Annotated in this window: 25 protein-coding genes; 6 read left to right on the top strand and 19 right to left on the bottom strand. The window is 73.5% G+C overall.

What is annotated here, in order from left to right:
* Nucleotides 1-257 precede the first annotated feature (257 nt).
* Nucleotides 258-2,333, bottom strand: a complete 2,076-nt coding sequence (locus tag ACFV2S_RS10660; RefSeq protein ID WP_385556187.1) for an MMPL family transporter — start codon at nt 2,331-2,333, stop codon at nt 258-260.
* Nucleotides 2,334-2,661: 328 nt separating this feature from the next.
* Here ACFV2S_RS10660 and ACFV2S_RS10655 point away from each other — a divergent pair, with 328 nt between their 5' ends.
* On the top strand, nt 2,662-4,173 hold the full coding sequence (locus tag ACFV2S_RS10655) for a cryptochrome/photolyase family protein (protein WP_385556185.1): 1,512 nt from the start codon (nt 2,662-2,664) through the stop codon (nt 4,171-4,173).
* An 82-nt stretch (nt 4,174-4,255) separates the two neighbouring features.
* Here ACFV2S_RS10655 and ACFV2S_RS10650 read toward each other — a convergent pair whose 3' ends face one another.
* A complete protein-coding gene (locus ACFV2S_RS10650; RefSeq protein WP_385556183.1) occupies nt 4,256-4,744 on the bottom strand; it encodes a MarR family winged helix-turn-helix transcriptional regulator in 489 nt (162 codons plus the stop codon).
* Between the two features lie 158 nt (nt 4,745-4,902).
* On the opposite strand from ACFV2S_RS10650, the gene ACFV2S_RS10645 reads away from it, so the two are divergent.
* A complete protein-coding gene (locus tag ACFV2S_RS10645; RefSeq protein WP_385556181.1) occupies nt 4,903-5,565 on the top strand; it encodes an SDR family NAD(P)-dependent oxidoreductase in 663 nt (220 codons plus the stop codon).
* Between the two features lie 33 nt (nt 5,566-5,598).
* Here ACFV2S_RS10645 and ACFV2S_RS10640 read toward each other — a convergent pair whose 3' ends face one another.
* The 5 genes from ACFV2S_RS10640 to ACFV2S_RS10620 all read right to left on the bottom strand — a co-directional run bounded on the left by ACFV2S_RS10640 (nt 5,599) and on the right by ACFV2S_RS10620 (nt 10,442).
* The gene (locus ACFV2S_RS10640) at nt 5,599-6,504 is read right to left on the bottom strand and encodes an arginase family protein (protein ID WP_385556179.1); all 906 of its coding nucleotides are present in this window, start codon (nt 6,502-6,504) and stop codon (nt 5,599-5,601) included.
* A 248-nt stretch (nt 6,505-6,752) separates the two neighbouring features.
* Nucleotides 6,753-7,994 (bottom strand): ABC transporter permease, encoded by a 1,242-nt coding sequence (locus ACFV2S_RS10635; protein WP_385556177.1) that lies wholly within the window; start codon nt 7,992-7,994, stop codon nt 6,753-6,755.
* On the bottom strand, nt 7,994-8,806 hold the full coding sequence (locus ACFV2S_RS10630) for an ABC transporter ATP-binding protein (RefSeq protein WP_385556175.1): 813 nt from the start codon (nt 8,804-8,806) through the stop codon (nt 7,994-7,996). The genes ACFV2S_RS10635 and ACFV2S_RS10630 overlap by 1 nt, the downstream gene beginning before the upstream one ends.
* Entirely contained in the window at nt 8,806-9,948 is a 1,143-nt protein-coding gene (locus tag ACFV2S_RS10625) for a peptidoglycan-binding protein (RefSeq protein WP_385556173.1), read from the bottom strand. Before ACFV2S_RS10625 ends, ACFV2S_RS10630 begins: the two co-directional genes overlap by 1 nt.
* Nucleotides 9,945-10,442 carry a hypothetical protein gene (locus ACFV2S_RS10620; RefSeq protein ID WP_385556171.1) on the bottom strand — a complete coding sequence of 166 codons (498 nt, stop codon included), beginning with the start codon at nt 10,440-10,442 and terminating at the stop codon, nt 9,945-9,947. The genes ACFV2S_RS10625 and ACFV2S_RS10620 overlap by 4 nt, the downstream gene beginning before the upstream one ends.
* A gap of 89 nt (nt 10,443-10,531) precedes the next feature.
* On the opposite strand from ACFV2S_RS10620, the gene ACFV2S_RS10615 reads away from it, so the two are divergent.
* Nucleotides 10,532-11,191, top strand: a complete 660-nt coding sequence (locus tag ACFV2S_RS10615) for a response regulator transcription factor (RefSeq protein WP_383789057.1) — start codon at nt 10,532-10,534, stop codon at nt 11,189-11,191.
* A 116-nt stretch (nt 11,192-11,307) separates the two neighbouring features.
* The gene (locus ACFV2S_RS10610; RefSeq protein WP_385556169.1) at nt 11,308-12,540 is read left to right on the top strand and encodes a sensor histidine kinase; all 1,233 of its coding nucleotides are present in this window, start codon (nt 11,308-11,310) and stop codon (nt 12,538-12,540) included.
* A gap of 119 nt (nt 12,541-12,659) precedes the next feature.
* Here the strand turns inward: ACFV2S_RS10610 and ACFV2S_RS10605 are convergent, their stop codons facing one another.
* The 3 genes from ACFV2S_RS10605 to ACFV2S_RS10595 are packed head-to-tail and all read right to left on the bottom strand — an operon-like array spanning nt 12,660 to nt 14,936.
* Nucleotides 12,660-13,463 carry an MBL fold metallo-hydrolase gene (locus ACFV2S_RS10605; protein WP_385556167.1) on the bottom strand — a complete coding sequence of 268 codons (804 nt, stop codon included), beginning with the start codon at nt 13,461-13,463 and terminating at the stop codon, nt 12,660-12,662.
* Between the two features lie 57 nt (nt 13,464-13,520).
* Complete coding sequence (locus tag ACFV2S_RS10600) at nt 13,521-13,988, bottom strand: DUF5990 family protein (protein ID WP_385556165.1); 468 nt, start codon at nt 13,986-13,988, stop codon at nt 13,521-13,523.
* 30 nt (nt 13,989-14,018) lie between these two features.
* The gene (locus tag ACFV2S_RS10595; protein WP_385556163.1) at nt 14,019-14,936 is read right to left on the bottom strand and encodes a LysR family transcriptional regulator ArgP; all 918 of its coding nucleotides are present in this window, start codon (nt 14,934-14,936) and stop codon (nt 14,019-14,021) included.
* A 69-nt stretch (nt 14,937-15,005) separates the two neighbouring features.
* Here ACFV2S_RS10595 and ACFV2S_RS10590 point away from each other — a divergent pair, with 69 nt between their 5' ends.
* A complete protein-coding gene (locus tag ACFV2S_RS10590; protein WP_385556161.1) occupies nt 15,006-15,626 on the top strand; it encodes a LysE/ArgO family amino acid transporter in 621 nt (206 codons plus the stop codon).
* A gap of 87 nt (nt 15,627-15,713) precedes the next feature.
* Here the strand turns inward: ACFV2S_RS10590 and ACFV2S_RS10585 are convergent, their stop codons facing one another.
* The 9 genes from ACFV2S_RS10585 to ACFV2S_RS10545 form a co-directional block, all read right to left on the bottom strand.
* Nucleotides 15,714-17,045, bottom strand: a complete 1,332-nt coding sequence (locus ACFV2S_RS10585; protein WP_385556159.1) for a geranylgeranyl reductase family protein — start codon at nt 17,043-17,045, stop codon at nt 15,714-15,716.
* Between the two features lie 94 nt (nt 17,046-17,139).
* Nucleotides 17,140-17,508, bottom strand: a complete 369-nt coding sequence (locus ACFV2S_RS10580; RefSeq protein WP_383789076.1) for a PRC-barrel domain-containing protein — start codon at nt 17,506-17,508, stop codon at nt 17,140-17,142.
* 91 nt (nt 17,509-17,599) lie between these two features.
* Nucleotides 17,600-17,761, bottom strand: a complete 162-nt coding sequence (locus ACFV2S_RS10575; protein WP_385556157.1) for a DUF5670 family protein — start codon at nt 17,759-17,761, stop codon at nt 17,600-17,602.
* Nucleotides 17,762-17,933: 172 nt separating this feature from the next.
* Nucleotides 17,934-18,263: a hypothetical protein gene (locus ACFV2S_RS10570; RefSeq protein ID WP_385556156.1), complete on the bottom strand. Its 330-nt coding sequence runs from the start codon at nt 18,261-18,263 to the stop codon at nt 17,934-17,936.
* Between the two features lie 9 nt (nt 18,264-18,272).
* Complete coding sequence (locus tag ACFV2S_RS10565) at nt 18,273-19,019, bottom strand: GvpL/GvpF family gas vesicle protein (RefSeq protein ID WP_385556154.1); 747 nt, start codon at nt 19,017-19,019, stop codon at nt 18,273-18,275.
* Between the two features lie 515 nt (nt 19,020-19,534).
* A complete protein-coding gene (locus tag ACFV2S_RS10560; RefSeq protein WP_385556152.1) occupies nt 19,535-21,040 on the bottom strand; it encodes a SulP family inorganic anion transporter in 1,506 nt (501 codons plus the stop codon).
* 14 nt (nt 21,041-21,054) lie between these two features.
* Nucleotides 21,055-21,636: a carbonic anhydrase gene (locus ACFV2S_RS10555; RefSeq protein ID WP_385556150.1), complete on the bottom strand. Its 582-nt coding sequence runs from the start codon at nt 21,634-21,636 to the stop codon at nt 21,055-21,057.
* 68 nt (nt 21,637-21,704) lie between these two features.
* Nucleotides 21,705-22,100 carry a hypothetical protein gene (locus tag ACFV2S_RS10550; protein WP_385556148.1) on the bottom strand — a complete coding sequence of 132 codons (396 nt, stop codon included), beginning with the start codon at nt 22,098-22,100 and terminating at the stop codon, nt 21,705-21,707.
* Between the two features lie 278 nt (nt 22,101-22,378).
* Nucleotides 22,379-23,815 carry a DUF5685 family protein gene (locus tag ACFV2S_RS10545; RefSeq protein WP_385556146.1) on the bottom strand — a complete coding sequence of 479 codons (1,437 nt, stop codon included), beginning with the start codon at nt 23,813-23,815 and terminating at the stop codon, nt 22,379-22,381.
* 166 nt (nt 23,816-23,981) lie between these two features.
* On the opposite strand from ACFV2S_RS10545, the gene ACFV2S_RS10540 reads away from it, so the two are divergent.
* Nucleotides 23,982-25,196, top strand: a complete 1,215-nt coding sequence (locus ACFV2S_RS10540; protein ID WP_385556144.1) for a low temperature requirement protein A — start codon at nt 23,982-23,984, stop codon at nt 25,194-25,196.
* Nucleotides 25,197-25,336: the final 140 nt, after the last annotated feature.

Here is a 25,336-nt window from a genome sequence, read left to right as displayed (position 1 = left end):
CCCAAAGAGGGCGGGGGGCTCCGTTCCCGTGGTCCACCGGGGGTGGGGGGGGCCCGGGGCCCATGGGGTGGCCCGCGCCCCCGTGGGGGGCGGGGCGCCCCAACGAACGGCTGGCCTCGTTCCGTACGACGAGCGGCGGCCACGGACAGGTCCTCGTCCGGGACGCAGGGCTCGTGGATGCCGCGATCGAGGATGTCGCGGGGCGCTCGATCCGCCGTCCGGGCCGCTGAGAGGCCGTCCCGCCCCGGAGCGCGGTGTCAGGGCCGGTGGCGCAGCGCGCTCGGCCACCAGACCGTGGGTCCGATGTCCCTGACCAGGGCCGGCACCAGGAGCGTCCTCACGACGAGCGTGTCGAGCAGGACGCCGAAGGCGACAATGAAGGCGATCTGGACGAGGAACGCCAGCGGGATCACGCCCAGCGCCGCGAACGTCGCCGCGAGGACGACGCCGGCCGAGGTGATGACCCCGCCCGTGGCGACGAGGCCGCGGCGCAGGCCCTCACGGGTGCCGTGCAGCGCCGTCTCCTCGCGCACCCTCGACATGAGGAAGATGTTGTAGTCGACGCCGAGCGCGACCAGGAAGACGAATCCGTAGAGCGGAACGGCCGAGTCCGTGCCCGTGAACCCGAAGACGTGCTCGAAGACGAGAGCCGAGACGCCCAGCGTCGCCAGGAAGTTGAGCGCGACCGTCGCGACCAGGAGAACGGGCAGCAGCAGGGAGCGGAGCAGTCCGACCAGGATCACGAGGATGATCACCAGGACGACGGGGACGATGAGCGTCCTGTCGCGTTCGGCCGTGACCTGGGTGTCGTACTGCTGTGCCGTCGTGCCGCCGACGAGAGCGTCGGCACCCGGCACCGCGTGCAGGGCGGCGCGCAGCGCGGCGACGGTCTTCTTGGCCGCGTCGGAGTCCGCGGAGTCCGCGAGGGTCACGTCGACCCGGACCCGTCCGTCCGCGACCAGTGGACGGGTGCTGCCGGGGGCGGAGAAGAGGGCCGCGGAGTCGACGCCGTCCACGCCCTCGGCGGCCGCGCGCACCTGATCCGCGGCGCCCGCGTCGGCGATGACGACGGCGGGGTTGCCCGCGCCGCCCGGGAAGTGGTCGCTCAGGCGCTGTTGCGCGCTGACGGAGGGCGCGTCGTTGACGAAGATCTCGTCGAGCGGCACGCCCTTGGAGTCGAGCGTGAAGGAGAACGCTGCGCAGGCGAGGAGCGCCGCGAGGGAAGCGGCCCAGACCTTGCGGGGCGCGCGGTCGACGAGCGCCGCGATCCTGCGCCAGGCGGGGTGGGCCGCTTCGCCGCCGACGGCGGCCTTGGGGCGGGCGGGCCAGTACGCGGCGCGGCCCAGCAGGACGAGAGCGGCGGGGAGGAAGGTCACCGCGCTCAGGACGGCGCAGACGATGCCGATGGCGCCGACGGGGCCGAGGGCACGGTTGTTGGTGAGATCGCTGAAGAGCAGCGCCAGCAGGCCGAGCGCCACCGTGGCGGCGCTGGCCACGATCGGGCCGAAGGACTGCCTGAGGGCGGCGCGCATCGCGGGGACGCGGTCGCCGTCGCGCGAGGCCAGTTCCTCGCGGTAGCGGGCCGCGAGGAGCAGGGCGTAGTCGGTGGCGGCGCCGATGACCAGGATGGACAGGATGCCCTGGACCTGGCCGTCGACGCGTACGACGCCGTGGTCTGCCAGGACGTAGACGACGGCGCAGGCCAGCCCGAGGGCGAACACCGCCCCGATGATGATCAGCAGCGGGAGCAGGACGCTCCGGTAGACCAGGAGCAGGATCACGAGGACGGTCACCAGGGCGACGAGCAGCAGCAGGCCGTCGATGCCCGCGAACGCGTCGCCGAGGTCGGCCTGGGTCGCCGCGGGGCCCGCCAGCCACGCCTCGGTGCCCGGGACCCCGGATGCCTTCGCGTCGACCTGCTCCAGCACGGCGGCCAGGTCGTCACCGAGGTCGGGCCGCAGCTGCACGACGCCGCGCAGTGCCTCCCCGTCCTCGGAGGGGAAGGCGGGGGAAGGCGCGCCGACGACTCCTTCGGATCCCTGGAGGGAGGCCAGGGCCCGGGTGGCGTCGGCCCGCGCGGACGCGGGGACCGAGCCGCCGCCCCGGGCGGTCCAGACGACGAGGACGGGGAGGGTCTCCTCCTGCCGGAACGCCTCCTGGGCCCGGAGGACCTGGGTCGACTCGGCACCACGGGGCAGGAAGGCGGCCTGGTCGTTGGTGGCCACCTCGCCGAGCTTGCCCGCGTAGGGGCCGAGCCCTCCGCCGATGGCGAGCCAGAGGACGAGCACCAGCAGCGGCAGAAGTCTGCCCACCCAGCGCGCGGGTGTGGACATGGATCACTCCCGGACTATCTCTCGATGGTTAAGTATCTCAATGATCGAGACATAGTGCCACGACATCCGGGGCGCCCCGCAACCGCCCTCCCTCCGGGCCCCACCCGCACCGCTCGTCATCCCCCTTCCGTACTCCAGCACGGCGTGGATGCACTCGGGCCGAAGGAGCTGCCCGGGCGCGCCGCGGCGTTGCCCCGAGCGAGACGGAGAAGGGCTCCGCCGGGGCCGCCTCCGCGTCACCCGCCGAGGCCGCATCCGTCGCCGCCACTCGGGGCGAAGGAGTACCGGCGGTGCGCAGGGGCATCGCGCGGGCACGGACGGATGCGGCATGACGGACACTCATTGGCTCTTCGGGGACCAGCTCGGCCCCTCCTTCCTCGCACCGGGCGGGGAGGGCCCCGCGCGGGACGCGCCGGTGGTCATGATCGAAGCGCGGTCCGTCTTCCGGCGCCGCCGCTTCCACCGGGCGAAGGCCCATCTGGTCCTTTCGGCGATGCGCCACCGCGCCGCCGAACTCGGCGACCGGGTCACGTACGTCCGTGCGGACACCTACCGGGAGGGCCTCCGCCGGGCCGTCGGACACGGCCCGGTGACGGTGCACCACCCGACCTCGCGGGCCGCCCTGCGGCTCGTACGGTCGCTCGCCGGCGTCACGGTGCTCGCGCCGCGGGGGTTCCTGGTCCCCCCGGAGGACTTCGCGGCCTGGGCGGGCGGACAGCGCACGCTGCGCATGGAGGGCTTCTACCGGCAGGTCCGCCGCGACCACGACATCCTGATGGAGGCCGGGGAACCGGTGGGCGGCACCTGGAACCTCGACCACGAGAACCGCCGGCCGCCGCCGCGCGGGGCCCGCTCGCTCGGTGCGCCCGCGCCGTACCACCCCCGCGAGGACGGCATCGACGAAGAGGTCCGGCGCGACCTCGATCGCTGGGAGCGGGACGGCGACGTCTCCTTCGTCGGCCGCGACGGTCCGCGGTCGTTCCCGGCCGACCGCCGGGAGGCCCTGGCCGCGCTGCGGCGGTTCGTGAGCCACCGGCTGCCGGAGTTCGGCGCGTACGAGGACGCGGTGCTCGCCGACGACGGGACCATGAGCCACAGCCTGCTGTCCTCCTCCCTGAACCTCGGACTCCTCGACCCCGCCGAATGCGTGGAGGCGGCGGAGGCCGCGTGGCGGGCGGGCGGGGCGCCGCTCAATTCGGTCGAGGGGTTCGTCCGGCAGATCGCCGGGTGGCGCGAGTACGTCTGGCACCTCTACTGGCACTTCGGCGAGGGGTACCGGACGTCGAACGCACTCGGCCACCACGGCCGCCTGCCCGGCTGGTGGAACGAGCTCGACGCCGACGCCGTGTCGGCCCGGTGCGTGGCCACGGCCCTGCGCCAGGTCAGGGACACCGGGTGGACGCACCACATCCCGCGTCTGATGATCCTGGGCAGTTACGCCCTCCAGCGCGGCTGGGACCCCGCCGCCGTGACGGACTGGTTCCACCGCTGCTTCGTCGACGGGTACGACTGGGTGATGCTGCCCAACGTGGTCGGCATGTCGCAGTACGCCGACGGCGGCCGGATGACGACCAAGCCGTACACCTCCGGCGGGGCCTACATCGACCGCATGAGCGACCTGTGCGGGGACTGTCCCTACCGTCCCGACCGGCGCGTGGGCGAGGACGCCTGCCCGTTCACGGCCGGGTACTGGGCGTTCCTCGACAGGCATCGCGACGCCCTCGGCCGGAACGCCCGCATGGCCCGCGCGGTGCAGGGCCTCGACCGGCTGAAGGACCTGCCCGCCCTCCTGGAGCAGGAACGGGCACGCGAGCGCCTGCACGGGGGCGAACCGCCGTGACGGCGGACGGCACCGCGCGCACGACCGACGGATCGCGCGGGACCTCGGCCGGAACCGGCGTCGACGGTACGGGGAGGACGGCTCAGCGGCGCGGGGCGCGGGGCGCGCCGAGCTCCTCGTTCAGCGCGTCCAGGTACCGCAGGACGATGTCGAGCTCGTCGGCGCTGAACCGGTCGCACGCACGCGCCGCGGCCTCCGCGAGCGGCATGAAGTGGACCCGTGCCAGGGCCCGCGCTCCCGGGGCGTAGTGGATGCGGACCACCCTGCGGTCGTCCGCGGCCCGGCTGCGCCGGATGTGTCCGGCCTTCTCCAAGCGGTCGAGACAGGCGGTGACCGCCCCCGAACTGAGCCCGAGGTACTCCCTCAGGAGTCCGGGCGTGGCCGTGTCCGGGTGGTCGAGCACGAGCCCCAGCGCGTGGACGTCGGTGGGGTGCAGGCCTTCGTCGGACGCGAAGTCGTGGACCAGGCGGTTCATCTCCCCGATCGTCCGTCGCAGCGCGACCGCGAACCTCTGCAGGTCGGCCCTGTCCCTGTCGTCCGTCACGGTCGTCTCCGTCTGCGCGTCACCCACGCGCCCAGCCTATGCGGACATTCCGCGAACCGGCGCACCCCTCTCCTCGGGCCCCGCGACCGACCGTCGCGCGACAGATGTCGCATGCCGGACGCATCCGTGGGGACACGCCGGGCCGAACCATTGGGGAGAGTCCCGTCCCGCTTCCGGAGGCAGTCATGACGGACGTCAGGAGCGTGCTCGTCGTCGGGGCGACCGGAGTGGTCGGAGGGCTGGCCGCACAGCTGCTGGCCGGCCGAGGTGCCTCGCTGGCCCTTGCGGGGCGCGACCCCGCCCGGCTGGAAGACCGGTCCCGGCGGCTGGACGGCTGCCCGACGGCGGCCTTCGAGGCCTACGACCTCGACCGCTGCACCGGCCTCGCCTCCTGGGCCGCCGGAGAGCTGGGAGGGCTCGACGCGGTCGTCGTCACCGTGGGCGTCGCGGGCTTCGGCCCCGCGAAGGACGTCACGAACGCGGCCGCCGAGCACCTCATGACCGTCAACGCGCTCGCCCCCATGGCGGTGGTACGGGGAGCCCTGCCGGTCCTGCGGCCCGCGGGCACCGTCGCGGTCGTCACCGGCGCGATCGTCGACAGGCCGATGCGCGGCACGGCGGACTACGCGGCGGCGAAGACGGCGCTCGCCACCTGGCTCCGCGTGGTGCGACGCGAACAACTCGGCTACGGGATCTCGGTCGTGGACGTACGGCTCCCGCACCTCGACACGGGCTTCGCGGACCGGGCCGTGTTCGGCACCGCCCCGGCCCTGGCTCCCGGTGCCGACCCCGCCACGGAGATCGAACGCCTCCTGGTCGCTCCGGTGATGGGGCCCGCGGTGAGCTGATGCGTCCGAACGCCCCGGGTGCGCCGCGGGACGTCAGCCGTCGGCCAGCGCCGCCACGACGAGGTCGGTGAGCAGCGCGCCGGCGGTGCCCTCGGGGTCGAGGTCGGGGTCGTAGATGGTGACGTTGAGGCCGACACAGCGCGGCGAGCGGACGAGCGGGCGCAGGAGCGCGATCAGCTCGTCCGGAGACAGGCCGTCGGGGTCGGGGCTGTCGACGGCCGGCATCACGACCGGGTCGAGCACGTCGGCGTCCAGGTGCACCCAGAAGCCGTCCAGGGCCGAGGTCTCCAGGCTGACGGCCGTCGCGGAGCCGAGCTCCCCCGGCCCCCACGCGCGCAGTTCGGAGACGGTCACGACGGGGATCTTCAGTTCCCGGAGCTGGATGATCTCGGGGTCGTCCGCGTAGGCGTCCCGGGTGCCGAGCGCGCGGACGTCCTCGTCGCGGAGGTACGGGCGCAGCCCCTCCAGGTCGGTCAGGTCCCGCTGGCCTCGACCGGTCGCCAGGGCCAGCTCCTCGCCACCCGCCGCGCCGATCCGGTCCGAGTTGGCCGGGTTGCGGAAGTCCGGCGAGGCGTCGACGGAGGCGAGGCCGTAGCGGCCGAGCCGGCGCAGGGCGAGCGCGGCACCCAGCTGGATGGAGCAGTCGCCGCCGAGGACGAGGGTGAAGTCCCCTGCCGCCACGTGGTGCTGGATCCGGTCGGCGAGCCTCACGGTGTACGTGGCGAGGGCGGCCGCGTGGAACACCCCGTCGCCCTCCTGCCAGTCGCCGCGGTCGTACCGGGGCGGCACGACCACGCCGCCCTCGAACGCCTTCAGGCGCCGCACGATGCCGTTCTCGCGCAGCGCTCCGGCGAGTTTGTAGCAGCCGGGCACGGTACCGGGGGCGGGCGGGCGCAGGCCGAGATTGGAAGGGGCGTCGATGATCACGGTGTTCCGCATGGGGCCATCCTCACGTCGCCGGGGCCTGCGGGCAACGGCCTTCTGAACGTCGCCGGTCGGACGGTCCGCCGGAGGGCGGGTGCTGCCTGTCCGTCGGTTCAGTGCGGCCCGGTGGTCGGCTCGGTGAGTGTCCGTCGGTTCAGTGCGGCCCGGTGGTCGGCTCGGTGCGGAGGCCGAGGCGGGGATTGGGGGACGCCCGGCCTCGTGGGTCGTCCTCGGCGCGAGGGTGGCCCACGAGGCCGGGGCCGTCACGCCGCTGCCAGTGCCAGGGTCGGCGGCTGGCGGGCGGCGCGGATCGCCGGGTACAGGCCCGCCACGGAGCCGATCGCGAGGGTCGCGACGAATCCCGCGCCGGCGGCCCAGGGCGGGACCACCCAGGGCAGTCCGCCCGTGGACGCGTACACGGCCGTCGCCGCCGCGCCCAGCGCCACTCCCGCGATGCCGCCGAGGCCCGACAGCATCAGGGACTCCGTCACGAACTGGATCCTGATCTGCCCTCGCGTCGCACCGAGCGAGCGGCGCAGGCCGATCTCGTGACGCCGTTCCAGGACCGAGATGATCATGGTGTTGGCGACACCGACACCGCCCACGAGGAGGGCGATCCCTCCCAGGCCGAGGAGCAGCGTGGAGAAGGCGCCCTCTGTCGCCGCCTTCGCCTTGAGCACCTCGGAAGGGTCGCTCACCGCCACGTTCTGCGGGTTCTGCGGATCGATCGTCGGGGCGAGCAGCCGCTGGACCTGCCGTACGGAGGCGTCAGTGGACCGCTCGTACACCGAGGTCGGATGTCCGTCGAAGCCGAGGAGCCGCTGGGCGCCGTCCCAGCCGACGAGCGCCGAACGCTCGATCTCGGGGGCGAGCGGGAGGGGGTCGAGGATGCCGACCACGGTGAAGTACCGGTCGTCGATCCAGACCTGACGGCCGGGGCGGTCGATGCCCAGCCGTTCCGCCGCGACGTGCCCGAGCACCACGGCGGGGTAACGTCCGTTGGCCGCGTTCAGCCAGGTGCCGGACGCCGTCGTGCCGCGCAGCACGTCGAGCAGCCCCAGGGTCGCCGCCTTCACGGCGATGCCGCCGGTCTCCTCCTGCGGGATCAGCCGCGAGCGGCGCACCGTGTGCCGGAGGTCCCCGGTCGCCCCCGCCTCCTCCACGCCCTCGATGCGCCCGACCATGCCGACGGCGTCCTTGGGAAGTTTCACCTCCTGTCCACTGAACATCCCCTCGCCGGGCTTGGCGACCAGCATGTTCGTGCCGAGGGCGTCGAGCCGCTGGAGCAGCTGCGCCTGGCTGGAGGCCGAGATGCCGACCACCGCGATCATCGTCGCGATGCCGATGGCGATCCCGAGCGCCGACAGCACCACGCGCACGGGCCGGCTCCGCAGCCCGGCCGAGCCGACGTGCAGGACGTCGCGCGGGCCGAGCCGGCGGACCGTGAGCGCGACGGCCTGCCGTTCGGTCGCCCGGAGCGTCGTCCGCCTGCGCCTGCCGGGCATCAGACCACGACCTTTCCCCGGGCCGAGTCCGCGACGATCCTGCCGTCGCGGATCCGGACCGTTCTCGGCAGGCGCTGCGCGATGTCGGTGTCGTGGGTGATGACCGCGATCGTGGCGCCCTCCTCGTTCAGGGCGTGCAGCAGTTCCATCACGGCCTCGCCCGATGCCGTGTCGAGGGCGCCCGTCGGCTCGTCGGCGAGCAGCAGGTCGGGCCGCCCCACGACCGCGCGGGCGATGGCGACGCGTTGCTTCTGCCCTCCGGACAGTTCGTGCGGCCGGTGCCTGGCGCGGTCGGCGAGGCCGACGCGGGCGAGCGCCTCGGCGGCCAGCGTGCGGCGGCGGGCCCGGGGAAGGCCGGAGTAGAGCAGTCCCTCGGCGACGTTGTCCAGGGCGCTGACGCCCGGGGCCAGATGGAAGGCCTGGAAGACGAACCCGATGTGGCGGGCCCGCAGCGCGGAGAGCCGGCGGTCGGTGAGGGAGGCGACGGCGTGGCCCGCGATCGCGACCGTACCGTCGGTCGGGCGGTCGAGGGTGCCGACGATGTGGAGCAGCGTCGACTTGCCCGAGCCCGAGGGGCCGACGATCCCGACGAGTTCGCCCTCGCCGACGGTGAGGTCGACGCCGTCGAGCGCCCGGACGCCTCCGGCGTACTCCTTGACCACTCCCCTGAGCTCGACGACGCCCGGGGCCTGGACGGGGACGTCGTCACGGTCCGGCACGGCGCTCGCGGGCGAGTCCGAGCGAGGCGTCGGGGGTGGGGGCGTGCCCCGGGTCGGGCGGGAGTCCTCGGCGGGGCGGATGCTGTCGTTCATCAGGACGGCACCCCCACCTTCATGCCCGCACGCAGTCCCTCGCCGCTGATCTCGACCCTGCCCTGGGCGAACAGTCCGAGCTCGACCCGGACGTCCCTCGCCGCGCCGTCCTCGACGACCTGGACTCCGAACCCCCCGTCGGGGAGGGCGAGCAGGGCGTTGACGGGTACGGAGAGGACGTCCCGGCGCGTGGTGCCGCTGAGCTCCACGGTGACCGGGGACCGGTCGACGCCCTTGGCCCTGGCCGGGTCGTCGAAGGAGACCGTGATGTCGATCTTCGGGGTCCTGTCCTGCGGGTCCTCCCCCGCCGTCGCGGTCCTGCCGACGGCGGACACCCTCCCCGGCAGCCGGGTTCCGTCCGGGAGCGTGACCTGGACCCGTGTCCCGGTCCTCGCCGTGCCGGCCTGCGAGGCGGGCACCTTGAAGCTCACGACCTTCTCGGACCCGGTCACCGTGAGCACCGGGGAGCCGGGGGTGACGCGGTCGCCGGTGGCGATGCGGTCGCCGCCTCCCGAGCCCGTGCCGGAGTCGGCGCCGGTCTCCACCCGTACCGCGCTGCCCGCGAAGGCGATCCGGTCCGGGCCGAGGGTGCCGGTCTGCTTCAGGTCGTGGGACTTCTGCCAGCGTGCGACGGCCGCGGCGGTCTTCGCCGTGTACTCCTCGTCGACGTCGAAGCCGGTGTACCCGAGTGCGGCGAGGTTCTCCTCCAGCTGCCGTACGTCCTTGCCCTTGTCGCCGGTCCTGAGGGTACGGTACATGGGCTCGTCGCCGTACATCAGCCGGACGGCCTCGCCGTCGACCTCGTAGAGCCGCTCGTCGCGCCGCACGACGGAGCCGGGCGCGGCGAGCCAGGTCAGGGTGCCTCCCGGGCCGCCCGCGTTGATCTTCCGTTCGCCGAGGTGGCCGAGCGTGCCGTCCTGCTGGGAGCTGTCGGTGAGGTCGCCGCGGGTGACGGGAGCCGTGGCGGGCGGCAGCCCCTTGCCGTCCGCGGGGTCGGGCGAGGGCTTCTCCGGCGTGGCCAGGGCGGTGACGGCGACGCCGCCGCCCGCGAGGGCGACGACCGTGAGCAGGGCCAGACCGAGCCGGCGCCGCCCCAGCGGCCGCCGCTCGCCCGGGTGCGGGTCGGTCGCGCCGCCGCTCATCGGGCCGCGCCTTCGCATGCCTTGGCGGCCTTGTCGAACTTCTCCTTCTGGGCGCCCTGCGGAATCGGCATGGCCTGCTGCGCTCCGCCGTCGAACTTCGGGTCGGGCATGTTGAAGCTGTTCTCGCGCATGCACTTCGCGTAGGCGAGGGCCTTGTCCTTGTCGGCCTGCGTCGGGTCCTTGCCGAAGCCGGCGCCGCCGGCCTTGCTCGCGCAGGCCTTGAACGCCTTCTCCATCTTCTCCTTCGACATGCCGTCGCCTCCGATCGTGAGGCCGACACCGCTCTCGCCCGGCTTGGGCTCGGGCACGTCGAGGCCCTGCTCCCGCAGGCACTTGCGGTGTTCGAAGGCCTGGTCGGCCTTCTTGCCCTCCTCGTTCACGCTCCCGTCCTCCTTCGCGCCGGGGTCGTTGCCCGAGCAGGCGGTGGCGAACAGGGCGAGGGCGGCGGCCAGGGAGGGGGCGGCGGCGGTCCGGATGATCCGTCGAATCGTCATGCCGCCGAGCGTGCCCGGAGGGGAGGTTTCGCTTCTCTCAACGGTTCCGTTTACATCGGCGAAAGGTCCCTTTCGGATAGACAGGGGCCATGCGCGTACTGGTGGTGGAGGACGAGGCGTTCCTCGCGGAGATGATCGCCGAGGGGCTGCGCCGGGCGGCGCTCGCCGTGGATGTGGCGGCCGACGGCCTGGAGGCTCTCCGGAAGATGCAGCTCGGGGAGTACGACGTCCTGGTCCTCGACCGTGACCTGCCGGGGATGCACGGCGACGACGTGTGCCGTCGGGTGGTGGAGCAGCGGCTCATGACCCGGGTCCTCATGCTGACGGCGGCCGGAACCGTCCGCGACCGGGTCGAGGGACTCGGTCTGGGCGCCGACGACTACCTGACCAAGCCCTTCGCGTACGACGAGCTGCTCGCCCGGGTGCTGGCCCTCGGCCGCCGCGCCCGGCCCGCGCTGCCGCCGGTCCTCGAACGGAGCGGGATCGTCCTGGACACGGCACGACGCCAGGCCGCCAGGGACGGCCGGCACCTGCACCTGTCGCCGAAGGAGTTCGGCGTCCTCGAGGCGCTGCTGCGGGCCGAGGGAGCGGTGGTCAGCGGCGAGGATCTGATCGAGCAGGTCTGGGAGGAGCACACCAGCTACCGCACGAACGCGGTGCGGGTGACGCTGAGCAAGCTGCGGGCGAAGCTCGGCGAGCCACCGGTGGTGGAGACGGTGCCGGGCGCGGGCTACCGGATCGCGTCGTGAGCCGCGTACGGAAGCTCCGCACGTCGCTGCGCCGGGGCCCCGGCGGGCCGCGCACGCCGGATCCCGGAGCACGGTCCGGTCGAGTGCCGCCCTTCCGGTTGCTGCCCTTCCGGCTGTTGCCCTTCCGGTTGCTGGTGTTCCGCACCGAACGGGCCCGGCTGACGGCCCTCTACACCGGGCTGCTCGTGCTCGCCGGGGCGCTGCTCACCGGGGTCGTGTACGTGCTCGTGGAGGAGGGCCTGTACTCCTCGATCAGCATGGCCGTCACCACGGCCGTTCCGGCGCAGCGGCTGGAACGGCTGCCGTCCTCCTGGCAGACCGCCCTGCCCACCGGGGTGCCGAGCGCCGCACCCGCCAGCCCCGCCCCGTACACGGGCACGATCGTCCCGGGCGAGGCCCTGGCGATCACCCGGACGGTGAGTGACGCGGCCGGGTCCGCGGCGCTCGACCGGCTCCTCACCGTCTCGGTGATCGTCTTCGTCTGCTACGCGGTCCTGTCGCTGGCGCTCGCCTGGTGGACGGCGGGCCGGGTGCTCCGTCCGATCGCCGTCATCACCGAGACCGCCCGCCGCCTGTCCGGTGAGAACCTGCACGAGAGGATCGCCCTCGACGCGCCGCCCGGCGAACTCAAGCGGCTCGCCGACACCTTCGACGGCATGCTCGGCCGCATGGAACGGCTCGTCTCCGCCCAGCAGCGCTTCGCCGCGAACGCCGCGCACGAGCTGCGCACGCCGCTGGCCGTCCAGCGGGCGGCCGCCGAGATCGGACTCGGCGGCGATCCTTCCCCCGAGCGGGTGGCACGCATGCGGGCCAAGCTGATCGAGGTCGCGGACACCAGCGAGCAGATCATCGAGGGGCTCCTGCTCCTCGCGGCCTCCGAACAGGGCCTCAAGGAACGCCGCCGGGTCGCCGTGCAGAAGCTCGCCGGGGAGGTGGTGGCGGCGCTCGACGACGAAGCCGTGGAGCGGGACGTGCGAGTGAGCCTCCGGACCGAGCCGCTGTCCATCGACGGGGATCCCGTTCTCCTGGAGCGGCTCCTGCACAATCTGGTCGCGAACGCCGTACGGCACAACGTCCCCGGGGGCCAGGTCGACGTGCGGACCGGCCCGGACATCGGCATCGAGGTCACCAACACCGGACCGGTGGTGCCGGCCGCCACGGTCCCTCTGCTCTTCGAGCCGTTCCGCCGGCTCAACGAGCGCACCCACGCACCTGGGGAGGGCACGGGTCTCGGCCTGTCGATCGTCGACGCCGTCGCCCGGGCACACGGGGCCGAGGCGACGGCCCGGGCCAATCCTGAGGAGGGCGGCCTGACGGTCCGGGTGGTGTTCCCTCCGGCCACGCCATGACACGGCGGCCTGACGGTCCGGGTGGTGTTCCCCCCGGCCACGCCATGACGCTCGGGGCGGCCCGGGACGCGGGTGCGGCCACCCGGTGGAGAAGTGGTCGCCGACCTCGACGTGTTGGGTCAGCGGGCGATGAACGGCTCGGTCAGGTGCGGTGTCGCGAGGTGGACGGTGTCGGCGTTCCGGCGGCGGAGCACTCGCTCCCTCGACGCCCTCGCCCGAGCGGGGTCCCTCTCGTGGGCGTAGGCGAGTTCCGGATGGAGAAGCTGGACGGCGTGGACGAGCAGATCACCGGTGACGGCGACCCGTTCGCGCCCTGATGCGACGAGCACGCTCTGGTGCCCGGGCGTGTGACCGGGCGTGGCGACCACGCGTTCGCCCCGGCGCAACGAGGTGTCGCCGTCGAGGAGCCGTAGCCGGCCTGCCTCGCGGAGCGGGTCGATCACAGCGGATCGCACGTGCGGATCGGCCTCCTCGATCGCGTCGAGTTCGGCCTGTTGCACGAGGTACTCGGCGTTCGGGAAGAACGGCCGCGCCTGCGCGCCGCCGACGACGGCCCAGCCCACGTGGTCGGTGTGGAGGTGGGTGAGCACCACGGTGTCCACCGCGGACGGTTCGATGCCGGCGTCGGCCAGCGCGGCGGGGAGCTCCCCGGGGACGGGCGCCCAGGAGGCGGCAGGGCTGTCGGCGGGGCCGATTCCCGCGTCGACCAGCGTGACACCGCGGTCACTGCGGATCGCGAACGCACGGAACTGGAGCCGCCAGCGCCCGTCGGGGCCGACCGCCCCGGGATCGAACCGGTCCGCTGCCGCCCACTGCGCGGTGGTGGCGTCGGGGAACGCCTCCGCCCTGGAGGAGAAGAAGGGGCCCGCGCCGTCCGCGAGCGCGATGACGGTGTAGGGGCCGACCTGGAGAACAGGGAGCATCCCGCAGATCGTGCCACCGGCGGGCGGCCCGCGGCCAGACACCGCCGTACCCGGGGGTCAGTCGTGCGGTGCGGCCGTCCAGGTGACGCGGGGCGGCACGACCCGTGCGCACAGGGGTTCGCCGCGGGCGTCGGTGAGGCCCAGTCGTCCGACGAGCAGTCCGCCGTCGGCGGCGGCGTCCAGTTCACGGTCAGGGACGGCGTCGAGCATCAGCTTGGCCCGTCGGAACATGGTGAAGGAACCGCCGTCGTCGACCGCGCCCCACGACAGATAGATGAATCGGTCGCCGGGACGTCCTTGGACGTAGGGGCCTTTCACGTCCAGGCCGCCGGCGGGCGAGGCGACGGTGGTGCACTCCAGCGTCCAGGTCGCCCGCGCCGCGTCTCCGGGCTGCGGGTCCAGGAGTTCGGCCGGGCGGTCCCGGCGTTGGACCGCCACATGGACGTTCCGGTGGGCGGCGTCGGAGGGATCCCCGGGCGGACAGGTGAGGCCGGGGAGGTCGACGGCGTCGATACGGATGCGCATCGTCCCAGCATCCCGGAACCCTCCGTGGCCTCAGCGCCTTCTGGTCCCGTGGCCCGGCAGCAGCGCCTCGGTGGCGACCTCCGCGACCGCCTCGGCGACGGCGGACAGCGCCGGCGAGTCCAGTTTCCACTGCTGCCAGTACAGCGGGACGTCCATGGGCCGTTCTTCGGCGAGCTCCACGAGTCGGCCGGCCCGCAGCAGCGGCGCGGCCTGCGGTTCGGGCACCAGGCCCCACCCGAGTCCGGCGGCCACCGCGTCCCGGAACCCGTCGGAGGCCGGGACCATGTGCCGGACCGTCCCGGCCCCCGACCGGCCGCGGGTCAGGGCGCGGACGAAGGTGTCCTGGAGCTCGTCCCGCCGGTCGAACACCACCGTGGGCGCCTCGCACAGATCCTGGGCCAGGGATCCCGTCAGGTGCCGGGCCGCGAACTCCGGGGTCGCCACGGCCAGATAGCGGGCCAGTCCCAGCAGGCGTACGGTGCACCCGGCCACCGGGTCGGGCGAGGAGGTGACGGCCGCCATCACCTGTCCCTCGCGCAGCAGGGCGGTGGTGTGGGACTCGTCCTCCCGGTAGAGCTCGAAGCAGACGGGAGGCTCCTGCGGAACCCGGGTGAGCGCGGGCAGGAACCAGGTGGCGAGGGAGTCCGCGTTGACCGCCACCGGAACCCGTGCGGCGCCCTGGTCCGCCGCGAGCCCCAGTTCGGCGCGGGCGTCCCGTTCCAGCCGGGCCAGCTGCCGCGCGAACCTGACCACGACCTCGCCGGACTCGGTGGCCCGTACCGGCTTGGTGCGCAGCAGCAGGACCCGCCCGGTGCGCTGCTCCAGCGCCTTCACGCGCTGGCTGACGGCGGAGGGTGTCACGTGCAGGGCGGCGGCCGCGGCGTCGAAGGTGCCTTCGTCGACCACCGCCAGCAGGGTTCTGACCTGATCCAGGGGAAGCTCGTCCATAAGTAGGGCTAAGGCTACTTAAGAATCCTTAGCTGTACTCATCCGCCGTCGGTTCGTACGGTCGACGTCATGACCAGCACCATCGCCGCCGTACTCGCCGGATTCGGTACGGGCCTCTCCCTCATCGTGGCCATCGGGGCCCAGAACGCCTTCGTCCTGCGCCAGGGCGTCCGTCGCCACGCCGTCCTGGCGGTCGTGGCCATCTGCGCCGTCTCCGACGCGCTCCTCATCACGCTCGGAGTCGCCGGGGTGGGCGCGGTGGTCACGGCCTGGCCGGCACTGCTCACCGCGGTCGGTCTGGCGGGTGGGGCCTTCCTGCTCTGCTACGGGTTCCTGGCGGCCCGGAGGGTGCTGCGCCCGGATCCGGCGGCCTCGCTCTCGGCCGCCGGGCCGGGCACGGGCTCGGCCCGGCGGGCGGTCCTGACCTGCCTGGCGATGACGTGGCTGAACCCTCACGTGTACCTGGACACGGTTCTCCTCCTCGGGTCGCTCGCCTCCGACCGGGGCGACCTGCGGTGGGCTTTCGGCGCGGGCGCGGCCGTGGCGAGCCTGGGCTGGTTCTTCGCCCTCGGTTTCGGCGCCCGGCTGCTGTCGGGCGTGCTCTCCCGGCCCAAGGCCTGGCGCGTGCTGGACGGCCTGGTCGCGGTGACCATGCTGGCGATGGGCACGATGCTGGTCGCGGGCGCGTAGGGCGCCGGGCCTCTGCGGCCTCCGGGGAGCACTCACCGCCCGCTACGCGGCTTGGGGCGCCACGTCGTCCGGCGGTTCGGGCACGGGCTACCGGCGCGGGGCCGGGACGAGGCGCAGGAGCGTGTGGAGGACGGCGTCGATCGTGTCCTGCGCGGGCTCGTCGCTCACATGGGTCAGCAGTCGCGCCAGCACCCTCAGCAGGTGCGGCGAGGCCATCACCCGGGGGTGCAGCAGGGGACGGTAGCCGAAGCGGGAGAAGAGCAGATCGCCCGCGGCGTTCCCCAGCCGGTAGTAGCGCGCCCACCGACGCCGGATCTCGGCCGGGTAGTGGTGCAGTGCGTGTTCCCGGCGTGGTCCGGCCGGTCGGGCCAGCGCCAGGGCGATGATCTCGGCCGCCACCTCGGCGGCCTCCATCGCCTGGGCGATGCCCTCGCCGCTCCACGGGCTGACCATGCCGGCGCTGTCGCCCACGAGGAGCAGGCCCCGGCGGTACTGCGGACGCCGGTTCAGCCCCATCGGCAGCGGCGCGCTGCGCAGCGGGGAGTCGGCGCTCCCCTCGTGCACGTCCCACTCCTCGGGCAGGCGGGGAATCCAGTGTTCCAGCGCCGCCCGCAGGTCGACGGGACGGCGCCGACGCTGCTGTGGCAGCGCGCCGAGGCCCACGTTGACGCGACCGTCCCCCATGGGGAACACCCATCCGTATCCGGGCAGGTCGAGTCCGGTGCGGGGACAGCGCAGGTCGGCCCACAGCTCCAGGTAGGGGTCGCTGGTGCGGGCCGCGCTGCGGTAGTACCGGCGGGCAGCCGCCGCGACGGGGCGCTTCGCGTCCCGTTCGAGCCCGAGGCCGAGAGCCGTACGTGCCGAGGCACCGTCGGCCGCGACCACCAGGGGGGCCAGGTAGCGCACCGGTTCCTTCCCCGGCCCGTGGGAGGCGGTCACGCCGATGACCTGCCCCGCCCGGTCGGTCAGCGGGCCCGTCACCTTGACGTGGGTGCGCAGGCGTGCTCCGGTCGCGCTCGCGTGCGTGGCGAGCAGGTCGTCGAAGTCGTGCCGGCTCCGGGTCAGTCCGAAGTCCGGGAACGCGCCCAGTCGCGGCCAGTCCAGCTCCGCCCGGTGTCCCCCGCAGACCCAGCGCATGCCCCTGTTCCGCATCCAGCCCGGCGCGTCGATGTCGATGCCCAGCCGCACCAACTGGTGCACGGCGCGCGGGGTCAGCCCGTCACCGCACACCTTCTCCCGGGGGAAGCCGCCCTTCTCCAGGAGCAGGACGTCCACACCGGCTCGTGCCAGGTGCGCCGCGGCGGTAGAGCCGGCCGGGCCCGCCCCCACCACGATGACCTGGGCCTCCTCGTCACCCGCGCCGCCGGATCCGCCGCGGCCGCCACCACTGCCGCCACTCTCGTCACTTTTGGTGATCACTCCCCTACTATGCCCCTCGACGGGCAGCCGCAGTCCGTGCGGCACGACCGAGGCCCCGGACTCACCGAGTCCGGGGCCTCCTGCACGGCCGGCGTCAGAACGGCGGGCCGCCGAAGGGGCCGCCCAGGCCGTAGTACTTGACCAGGTCGTCGCGGTAGCGCGGCTCACCGAGGTGCGTGTCGCGGTGGAACTCGGGAGCGTCCTTGATCTGCTCCTTGGTCCGGTCCACGAAGATCTTCCGTTCGTCCAGGTCGATCCGCACCACGGTGCTCGCCGGAAGGAGGACCTCCTTGCCGAAGATCCAGACTCCGGTGTCCACGACCAGATAGGCGTCGTCCACCTCGTCGGAGTGCTTGTCCACCTTCCCGATGCCGCCGTCGACGGCCTCGACCTTGTAGCCCTTCAGGTCGGTGCCGGCCAGGTGGCCCGCGGTCGACTTGTAGCCCCACGCGTGCTCTGCCATGAAAGAACAACTCCTCTTGTCGCCGGGGACGGTTGTGCCGCTGCCGTCCCTCGTCCCGTCTCGGGTGGGTGGTGTTGTGCCGGCGTCTCCGCTACCAGCGGTACCAGCGGCCTGTGCTGCCCTTGGGCCGGGCCACGAAGCCCAGCAGCCACACCACGAGCACGATCACGGCGATCCACCAGAGGGCCTTCAGCGCGAATCCGGCGCCGAAGAGAAGCAGTACGAGCAGAAGAACCAGCAGAAGGGGAACCATTTCCAGATACCTCCAGACCTTCGAGCACCCGCGCCCACTCCCTCTCCACACGCAATCGACGCGCATGTGATCTCGGGATCACGAAGGGAGCGGCAGGCGGGATTCTCTTTCGACGTCTCTGAAAAGAACGGCGTGAACAACGCCGGTCATTCGTAAATCGGCGCGGTACCGCTCAGATACGGCCGGCCATGAGCCGGGAGAGCGGGCCGCGGGAGCGCCGTCCGCTCCGGCGCCACCGGACGTACGCGCCTCCGAGGGCAGCCGCGGCGACGACCGTACCGGTGCCGACCAGCACCTTGTGGTCGCGGAGGGCGGCCCCCGGCCGGGCGTCGGCGTCCCGGACCGTGGACTCGTCGTCGGTCCAGGTCGTCTCGTCGCCCGCTTCCCCGAATTCCTCCGGTTCGGGCAGGGAATTGTCCACGCCCCCGGCGGCGTCCTGCGGGATCGCCACCGAATTGACGTGACCCAAAACCTTCTCGTTGTCCTCTTCCGATGCGCTCATAATCACCGTCTAGCCGCGCACGGCCCGACCAAACCTGCTCGATTTCTTCGACGGCTTCGGTCGATCCGTCTCGGCGAAGCTGTACGGCGGCAGCGGTCCCGTCGCCCGGGTCCGGAGGTGCGCGTGTTCCTGCCGCAGGGTGCGGAGAGACTCCTCGAACTCGTGGCGCCGTTCCCTCTCCACGAGGAAGGTCAGGTCGGCCAGTCGGTCGGCGGCCTCCGGCCCTCGGACCACCGCGGCCGCGTGGGCGCCGAGCACGCGCTCGACGAGCACCGCGTCGGACTTTCCGCGCCCGGAGACGGCGCGGGCCACCAGTTCACCGAAGGTGACGTTGTCCTCGATGGTGGCGCGGCGGCTCATCAGGTGGGGTTCGTCGGCGAGCACCACCTGTCGCACGGCGTCTTCGTCGTGATGCACCGTGACGTTGAACTCGTCCTTGCCGGCGACCTCTTCCATCCTGTGCAGGTAGTGGTCGTGACGCTCGTCCAGGATCGCGGCGACGTTCTCGTCGTCGGGAGAGACCTCGCCGAACCTCAGCGGGAGGACCGTGCCGTCCCGGCCGGCCTCGATCACGACGTGCTGATGTGCCAGCAGGTCGGTGCGCCTCGGGACCAGGTCCGCGGGAGCGTCGCTGCAGAGGGCCACCAGGTCCCCGCTGCGTACGACGCGCAGGGGCATGGGCGGGTCGCCCACGCCCTCGATGCCGTCGGGGATCCTCTGGTCGGCCGGCGTGATGCCGTAGACGTACGTGGTCATGGCGTCTCCTCCCGCACAGTGCGCGTCTCTTCCGCTCCCCCGCCACGGGGACCTCGCGGAAGGACTCGGGCTGCGCCGGGGGACCCGCTCAGGCGCCTCGGGACGGGAGCGGGCACCGGACCGAGTGAGGCCGTGGGGCCGGTTCGGTGCCCTGGTCCTTCTCGTGTTACCGGCCGTGCCGCCCGCAAACCGGGCACGTGCTCCCCCGTCACCCAGGGGTGTGTGGCGACGGGGCTGTTCCGTCCGGAGCGGCGAGGGGCGGCACGGCATCCGGCTGAGGTTCGGCGGAGGACGATGAGAACGCGCCGGCGGGGGGGGGGGCGGGGCGGGGGGCGCCCCCCCCGCCGCCCCCCCGCCCCCCCCCCGGGGGGGGGGCCGGGGCGGCCGGCGCCCCCTGGGTGGGGGGGGGGGGGGGGGTGGTGCTCGTGTGGTGGTGGGGGGGGGGGGTCCTCGGGCGGGTGGGGGGGGGGGGGGGCCCCCGCGGGCCCCCCCCCCCCCCCGGGACCTCGCAGAGGTCAGCCCGGGCGGTTCGCCGGGGCCGCGGCCGCTCCCTCGCGGTGGTTCGGGGCCGTGGCCGCGCGGACGGCCTCGGCGTCGGCGCCGCTGTGGCGTTCCGCCCATGCCTCCAGGGCGGCCCGGCAGGCGTGGTCGATGTGGTGGACACCCGTCAGGTCCAGGACCACCCGCCGGTCGCTCGGCAGGGCTTCCAGGCTGTCGAGTATCTGGGGCAGCCGCAGGAAGGTGACCGTCCCGTGGAGCCGTACGCGGATCACGTCGCGTCCGTCGTCGCTGCGGTCGATCCTCAGCTGCGAGGCCTCCCACGCGGCCTTGCCGATCGACAGGGCGAGGCCGATCAGGACACCTTCGAACATGCCGACCGCGACGATCGCCGCCGCCGTCGCCACGAGGACGACGGCCTCGCCCCGGTGCCGCCGCCACAGCGTCAGGACGCCCTTGAAGGGGATGAGCTTCCAGCCGGTGTGGACGAGGATCCCGGCCAGCGCGGCCAGGGGGATGTACGCGAGGACGGCGGGCAGCAGGGCGACGAAGAGCAGCAACCAGACGCCGTGCAGGACCCGGGACGCCTTCGTCCTGGCGCCCGCCTCGACGTTGGCGGAGCTGCGCACGATGACCGCGGTGAGCGGCAGTGCGCCGAGCAGGCCGCACAGCGTGTTGCCCGCGCCCTGGGCGATGAGCTCCTTGTCGTAGTCCGTGCGCGGTCCCGCGTGGAGCCGGTCGACCGCCGCCGCGCTGAACAGCGATTCGGCGGAGGCGATCAGGGCGAACGCAAGGACCGTCCCGAGGAGTGCCGGCTCGGCGAGGGAGGAGAGGGCGTCCGTACCCGGCAGGTGGACGGCCTCCAGGACGCCGCTGACCCGCACGGTCGCCACCGGAAGGCCGAACACGGCGGTCGCGAGGGCGGCGAGCAGCACCGCGACCAGTGCGCCGGGGACCGCCCGGGCCCGGCGCGGTGCCCGGCGCCATCCGACGACGACGAGGACGGTGCCGGCGCCGACGGCGAGCGACACGAGGGCCGTACGGCTGCCCAGCGCCTCGACCAGGGCGCCCGGCAGGCCGGTGATCTTGTCGAGACCGGAGTCCGGGGCGGTGATGCCCGCGGCCGCGTAGAGCTGCCCGGCGATGATGACCAGGCCGATTCCCGCGAGCATGCCCTCGACGACGGAGAGGGAGATCGCGCGGAACCAGCGGCCCCACCGGAGCAGGCCCATGGCGATCTGCAGCAGACCGGCCGCCAGGACGATGACGCCGAGCGCGGCGAGACCGAAGGCGCGGACCGCTTCGAGGACGAGGACGGTGAGGCCGGCAGCCGGACCGGAGACCTGGAGGCTGCTGCCCCGCATGAGTCCGGTGACGATGCCGCCGACGATGCCGGTGATGAGGCCCAGTTCGGCGGGGACGCCCGAGGCGACGGCGACGCCGATGCAGAGCGGGAGGGCGACGAGGAAGACGACGAGCGAGGCGGCGAAGTCCTGCCGCGGGAAGGGGAGGGAGCGGAGCATGCGGAGGTCCTTCCTCACAGCGCCTCGAAGGCGTCGGCCCCGGAGCGGTACTCCAGGACGGCACCGGTGTGCACCTCGTAGTACCAACCGCGGAGGCGGACGCGGCCGTCCGCCAGCCGCCGTTCCACGCACGGGTAGGAGCGCAGGCGCAGCAGTTGGGCCAGGACGTGCCCGTGGACGGCGTCGGTGACGGCCGGGTCGTCGGCGCGCCCCGGGGCCCCGTCGGGGGCGGCGTGCGCGAGCCAGTCCCGTACGGCGGGGACCGAGTTCAGGTCGTCGCCGCGGACGAGGGAGCCCACGGCGCCGCAGTGGGAGTGGCCGCAGACGACGATGTCCTCGACGCCGAGGACCTCGACGGCGTACTCGATGGTGGCGGCCTCCCCGCTGGGGGTGCCCGTGCCGTACGGGGGCACGATGTTGCCCGCGGTGCGCAGTTCGAAGAGCTGGCCGGGCCGGGCACCGGTGATCAGGGCGGGTACGACCCTGGAGTCGGAGCAGGTGATGAACAGGACGGCCGGGGACTGGCCCGCGGCGTGCGCGGCGAACTCCTCCGGGTGCTGTCCGAATCGGCGGGCGTGGTCGATGAGGGGCTGCATGGATGTTTCCTCCTGGCGCGCCGTGGGGGCGCGTCGGGCTGACAGGTCGGCGCAGGGCGGGGCGCCTGTCAGCAGCGGAACACCTGCAGGGTGGAGGAGTCGTGGGGGGCGAGCGGTCTGGGCCGGGCGTCCGCGTCGCCGGGGCGGCCGGCCGGCGGCTCCGCGCGTGCGGCCGTGCGCGTGGCCGGGGGTGGGCCCGGGAGGCCGGCGGTCGTGGTGACGGGGCGCCGCCGGTCACGGTGGAGGAACGAGCCGCCGGCGATGTCGGCGCCGCCGTCGCCCGCGCGCGGGGGGTCGAGGGCCGCGGTCGGCGCGGTGTGCTGGGCGCAGGGCCGCTGCAGGTGTGCCGGGGAGCTCTCGGGGGTGAGGGGGAGGTCGGCGCAGAGGAGCGCGAGGACGAGGAGGAGGGAGGCGCGCAGCAGCGTGGACACGCGCGGTGCCGGGGGCGCGCGGAAGGGCCTCATCCCGGTGTTCCTCCCTCTGATTGAACCGTCATCAAACTTCGCCAAAGCAAGCCCAAGGGCGGGTCAAGAAACAGTAAGGCACGCAGGTGAACCGGTGTCGTCAAAGCCGTTTCCGTACGAATGTTTTCGAATGGAATCAGCCTGAAGTTGACGCGAACGGCGGCATGTTCAGGGACGCGCGGCTCGGAATCCGTCAAGTCCGCCGCCGCGCCGGGCGCCCCGGGAACGACGAGGGCCCACCAGAGATCCTGGTGGGCCGCTCCGGTTTCCCTCTTCGTTCAGTCGCAGCAGTCGCAGCAGCACTTGCAGGGGTTGCAGCAGCCTCCGCCGCAGCCGTCACACCCGCCGCCACCGGAACCACCGGAGCCGCCGGACCAGTTGCCTCCGCCGGAACCGCCCGAGCCACCGGACCCGCCCGAGCCGCCGGAGAAGCCGCCCGAGTTGCCGCCGCCGTGCCCGCCGAACCAGCCGTCGCCTCCAGAACCGTCCCTCCCGGAACCGCCCTGACCAGAGCCGTCCCGACCGGAGGAGTCACGGTTCGAGCCACCGCCGTTGCCGCCGCCGTCCCCGAACTGCCAGTCGCCGTCTCCCGAATCCACGTCGTCGTCGCAGCGGCAGCAGTCGTAGCAGAGCCCGCAGTCCGGACACAGCCGACGCTGCTCACGACACCGGCGGCACTCCCCCTCCGGCGGCCGCCCCGACGCCGTCGGAGCACCCTCAAGGGCTGCCCCGGCGAGCGCACCGACGCCGCACGCCGTACCCGCGCCGGCCTCCGGGGACTCTTCCGCGGCCGTACGGCGCCCCAGCCACGGCACCATGCGCAGGCCCCGCGCCGGGCGGCTGTGCTGAGCGTGGCGATGCCGGGGGTCGAAGACCCGGTCGACGGCGCGCTCCAACTCGCCGCCGAGAAGGGCCCGTACGAGCCGGTCGTCGACGAACACGGCGTCGGACAGGGAGAGCCTGATCCCGTGAACGGCGTCGTCGCAGAGCCTGCGCACCTCGGCGCGGTCCGCCCCGGTCACGGCGATCGGGTTCCACGCCCCCGACGCCGCGTCCGCGTCCAGGTCCTCCACCGCGTCCAGCAGATGCGCCAGGCGCCCGAAGAGACGGCCGGCCTCCGCCAGCGGTTCCGCGTTCTCCGGTCGCGCCGTGAGGACGGCGGTGTAGGCGAAGGCGGCGGCCGTGGCCGTCTCCGTGGGCTCCGTGACCGTCAGCAGGGAGCCGCCCGGGCCCGTCGAGCGCTCGATCCGCGGCTGGCGCTCGACCGCCTCGATCAGCACCGAGGTGTCGAAGCCGAGCCGTTCGCCACCCGCGGCACCCGCACGGTCCCAGCCGCGCGCGATCCGGCGCGCCGCCAGCGCCACCGGACGACGCCCCAGCAGGCCGTCGCCGTCGGCCGCATGGTCACGCAGCTTCGCGGCGGCGAGCACCAGGGACACCGTCGCCGCGAGCCGGGCGCCCTCGCCCTGCGCCACGTCCGCCGACCTCATCCCGCGCAGCGGGCACGGACCGGCCCCTCGCCGCCAGTCGCCGGTGCGCTCCGACTGCGCTTCGGTGAGGACGGAGACGATCAGGCCGTCGTAGTTGGTGGCAGCCCTGGCGAACTGTCCGTACTCCCCGCGCAACGCCAGGCACAACCCGCACAGGTGCGCCATCCACTCGGTACGCAGGCCCTCGCCCAGCCGATGACGGCACGGCCTGATGATTCCGAACACCGAAGATCCCCCCGTAGAACAGCTACCTGTGCGCAGAGCGGTCGTCATACTAAATGGGCGCCGCCGAGAGCGCCGACGCGCGCCTCTGACCTGCGGGTACAGGACGAAGCCACCGTCCGCGTCCCGCGGGCTGAAGTGGGGACGCGGTCCGGCCGATCACTCAGGCATGACTTCCGAGAACGTCTCCCCCGGCACCCCGCCGACGCACCCCCTTTCCGGCGAGTCCGAGCGGCACGCCTCATGGCTGGAGTTGTTCTTCGATCTGATCGCCGTCGCGGGAGTCGCCCAGCTGGCCCATCTGCTGCACGGCACTCCGGGCGCGGGTGACCTCGGTCTCTACTGCCTCCTCTACCTGGCGTTCTGGACGGCGTGGATGTGCTTCACGACGTACGGAAACGTCGCCGCGGACAAGGTGCACACGCGAGCCGTCCTGACGGGCATGTTCGGACTCGCCGTGATGGCCGCCGCCGTGCCCGGCGTCCGCACGGACCACGCCCGGGCCTTCGCCCTCGCGTACGTGCTCGTACGGGTGCTGGCGTCGAGGATCTGGCAGAGCCGCGGAGAGGTCGTCGCGGACTGGCCCCTCGCGCAGCTGTCCGTGGGGGTCGTCCCGTGGATCGTGTCGGTGTGGGCCGAGGCACCGGCCCGCTACTGGCTGTGGGGGGCCGGACTGGCCGTCGACCTGGGGCTCACGTTCGCCCTCTCCCGCAACCGGATCCTGGCCCGGGCCCAGGAGGAATGGCAGAAGCACTCCGCCGGGCGCGGGCCACGGGCGCACCCGCGGCCGGCCGCCGCCCTCTTCGACTCCGGGCATCTCGACGAGCGGCTCGGGCTGTTCACCCTGATCGTGATCGGCGAAAGCGTCGCGCTGACCGTGGAGGCCTCCTCCGAAGCCGAGTGGACGTCGCGCCTCGGCTCGATGGCGGTGGGCTCCTTCGTCCTGCTGCTCGCCCTGTGGGCACTCGCCGTGCGCCGTACGTGCGGGGTGCCGCTGCTCGGCTTCGGCGTGCTCGCTCCCCGCTTCGCGCTGCCGCTGCACTGCGTGACGACGGGTGCGCTCGGCGCTCTCGCGGCCTCCCTCGGCGGGGCGGTGGAGCACGTCGACGAGCACCTGCCGGCGGGGATGCGCTGGCTCATGTGCGGCAGTGTCGCCGTGTTCCTGGCCGTCGGCGTCGTCGCGGGGGTGGTGTCGGACCGTGGTGTCCGGTGGGCCCTGGGGGCCGGCGTGCCCATGGTCGTCGCACCGGTCCTCCTGGGCGCCTTCGCCGGCCGCGGGTCCCCGGCCCTGCTGGTGTGGGCGCTCGTGGTGGTGGCCCGATGGCCCTGGCTGTACGAGAGGCTGGCCGCTCGCCGTCCCGGGCGGCCCGTGACCCCGGGGTGAACCGGGCTGGTGACGCCCCCGCGCGGGGCGGCGAGTCCGATGGCCTCGGGCGGTCGACCGTCGGCCGCCCCGCCGAGGATTCCCCCCCCGAGCGTGTACGCATCAAAAACCTCGGCACAAACCCCTTGCGCAATGGTCAA

The organism is Streptomyces sp. NPDC059695 (assembly GCF_042733785.1).
Taxonomy (GTDB): domain Bacteria; phylum Actinomycetota; class Actinomycetes; order Streptomycetales; family Streptomycetaceae; genus Streptomyces.
The sequence above is the reverse complement of the archived record's forward strand: the minus strand, read 5'-3'. Positions and strand labels throughout refer to the sequence as shown.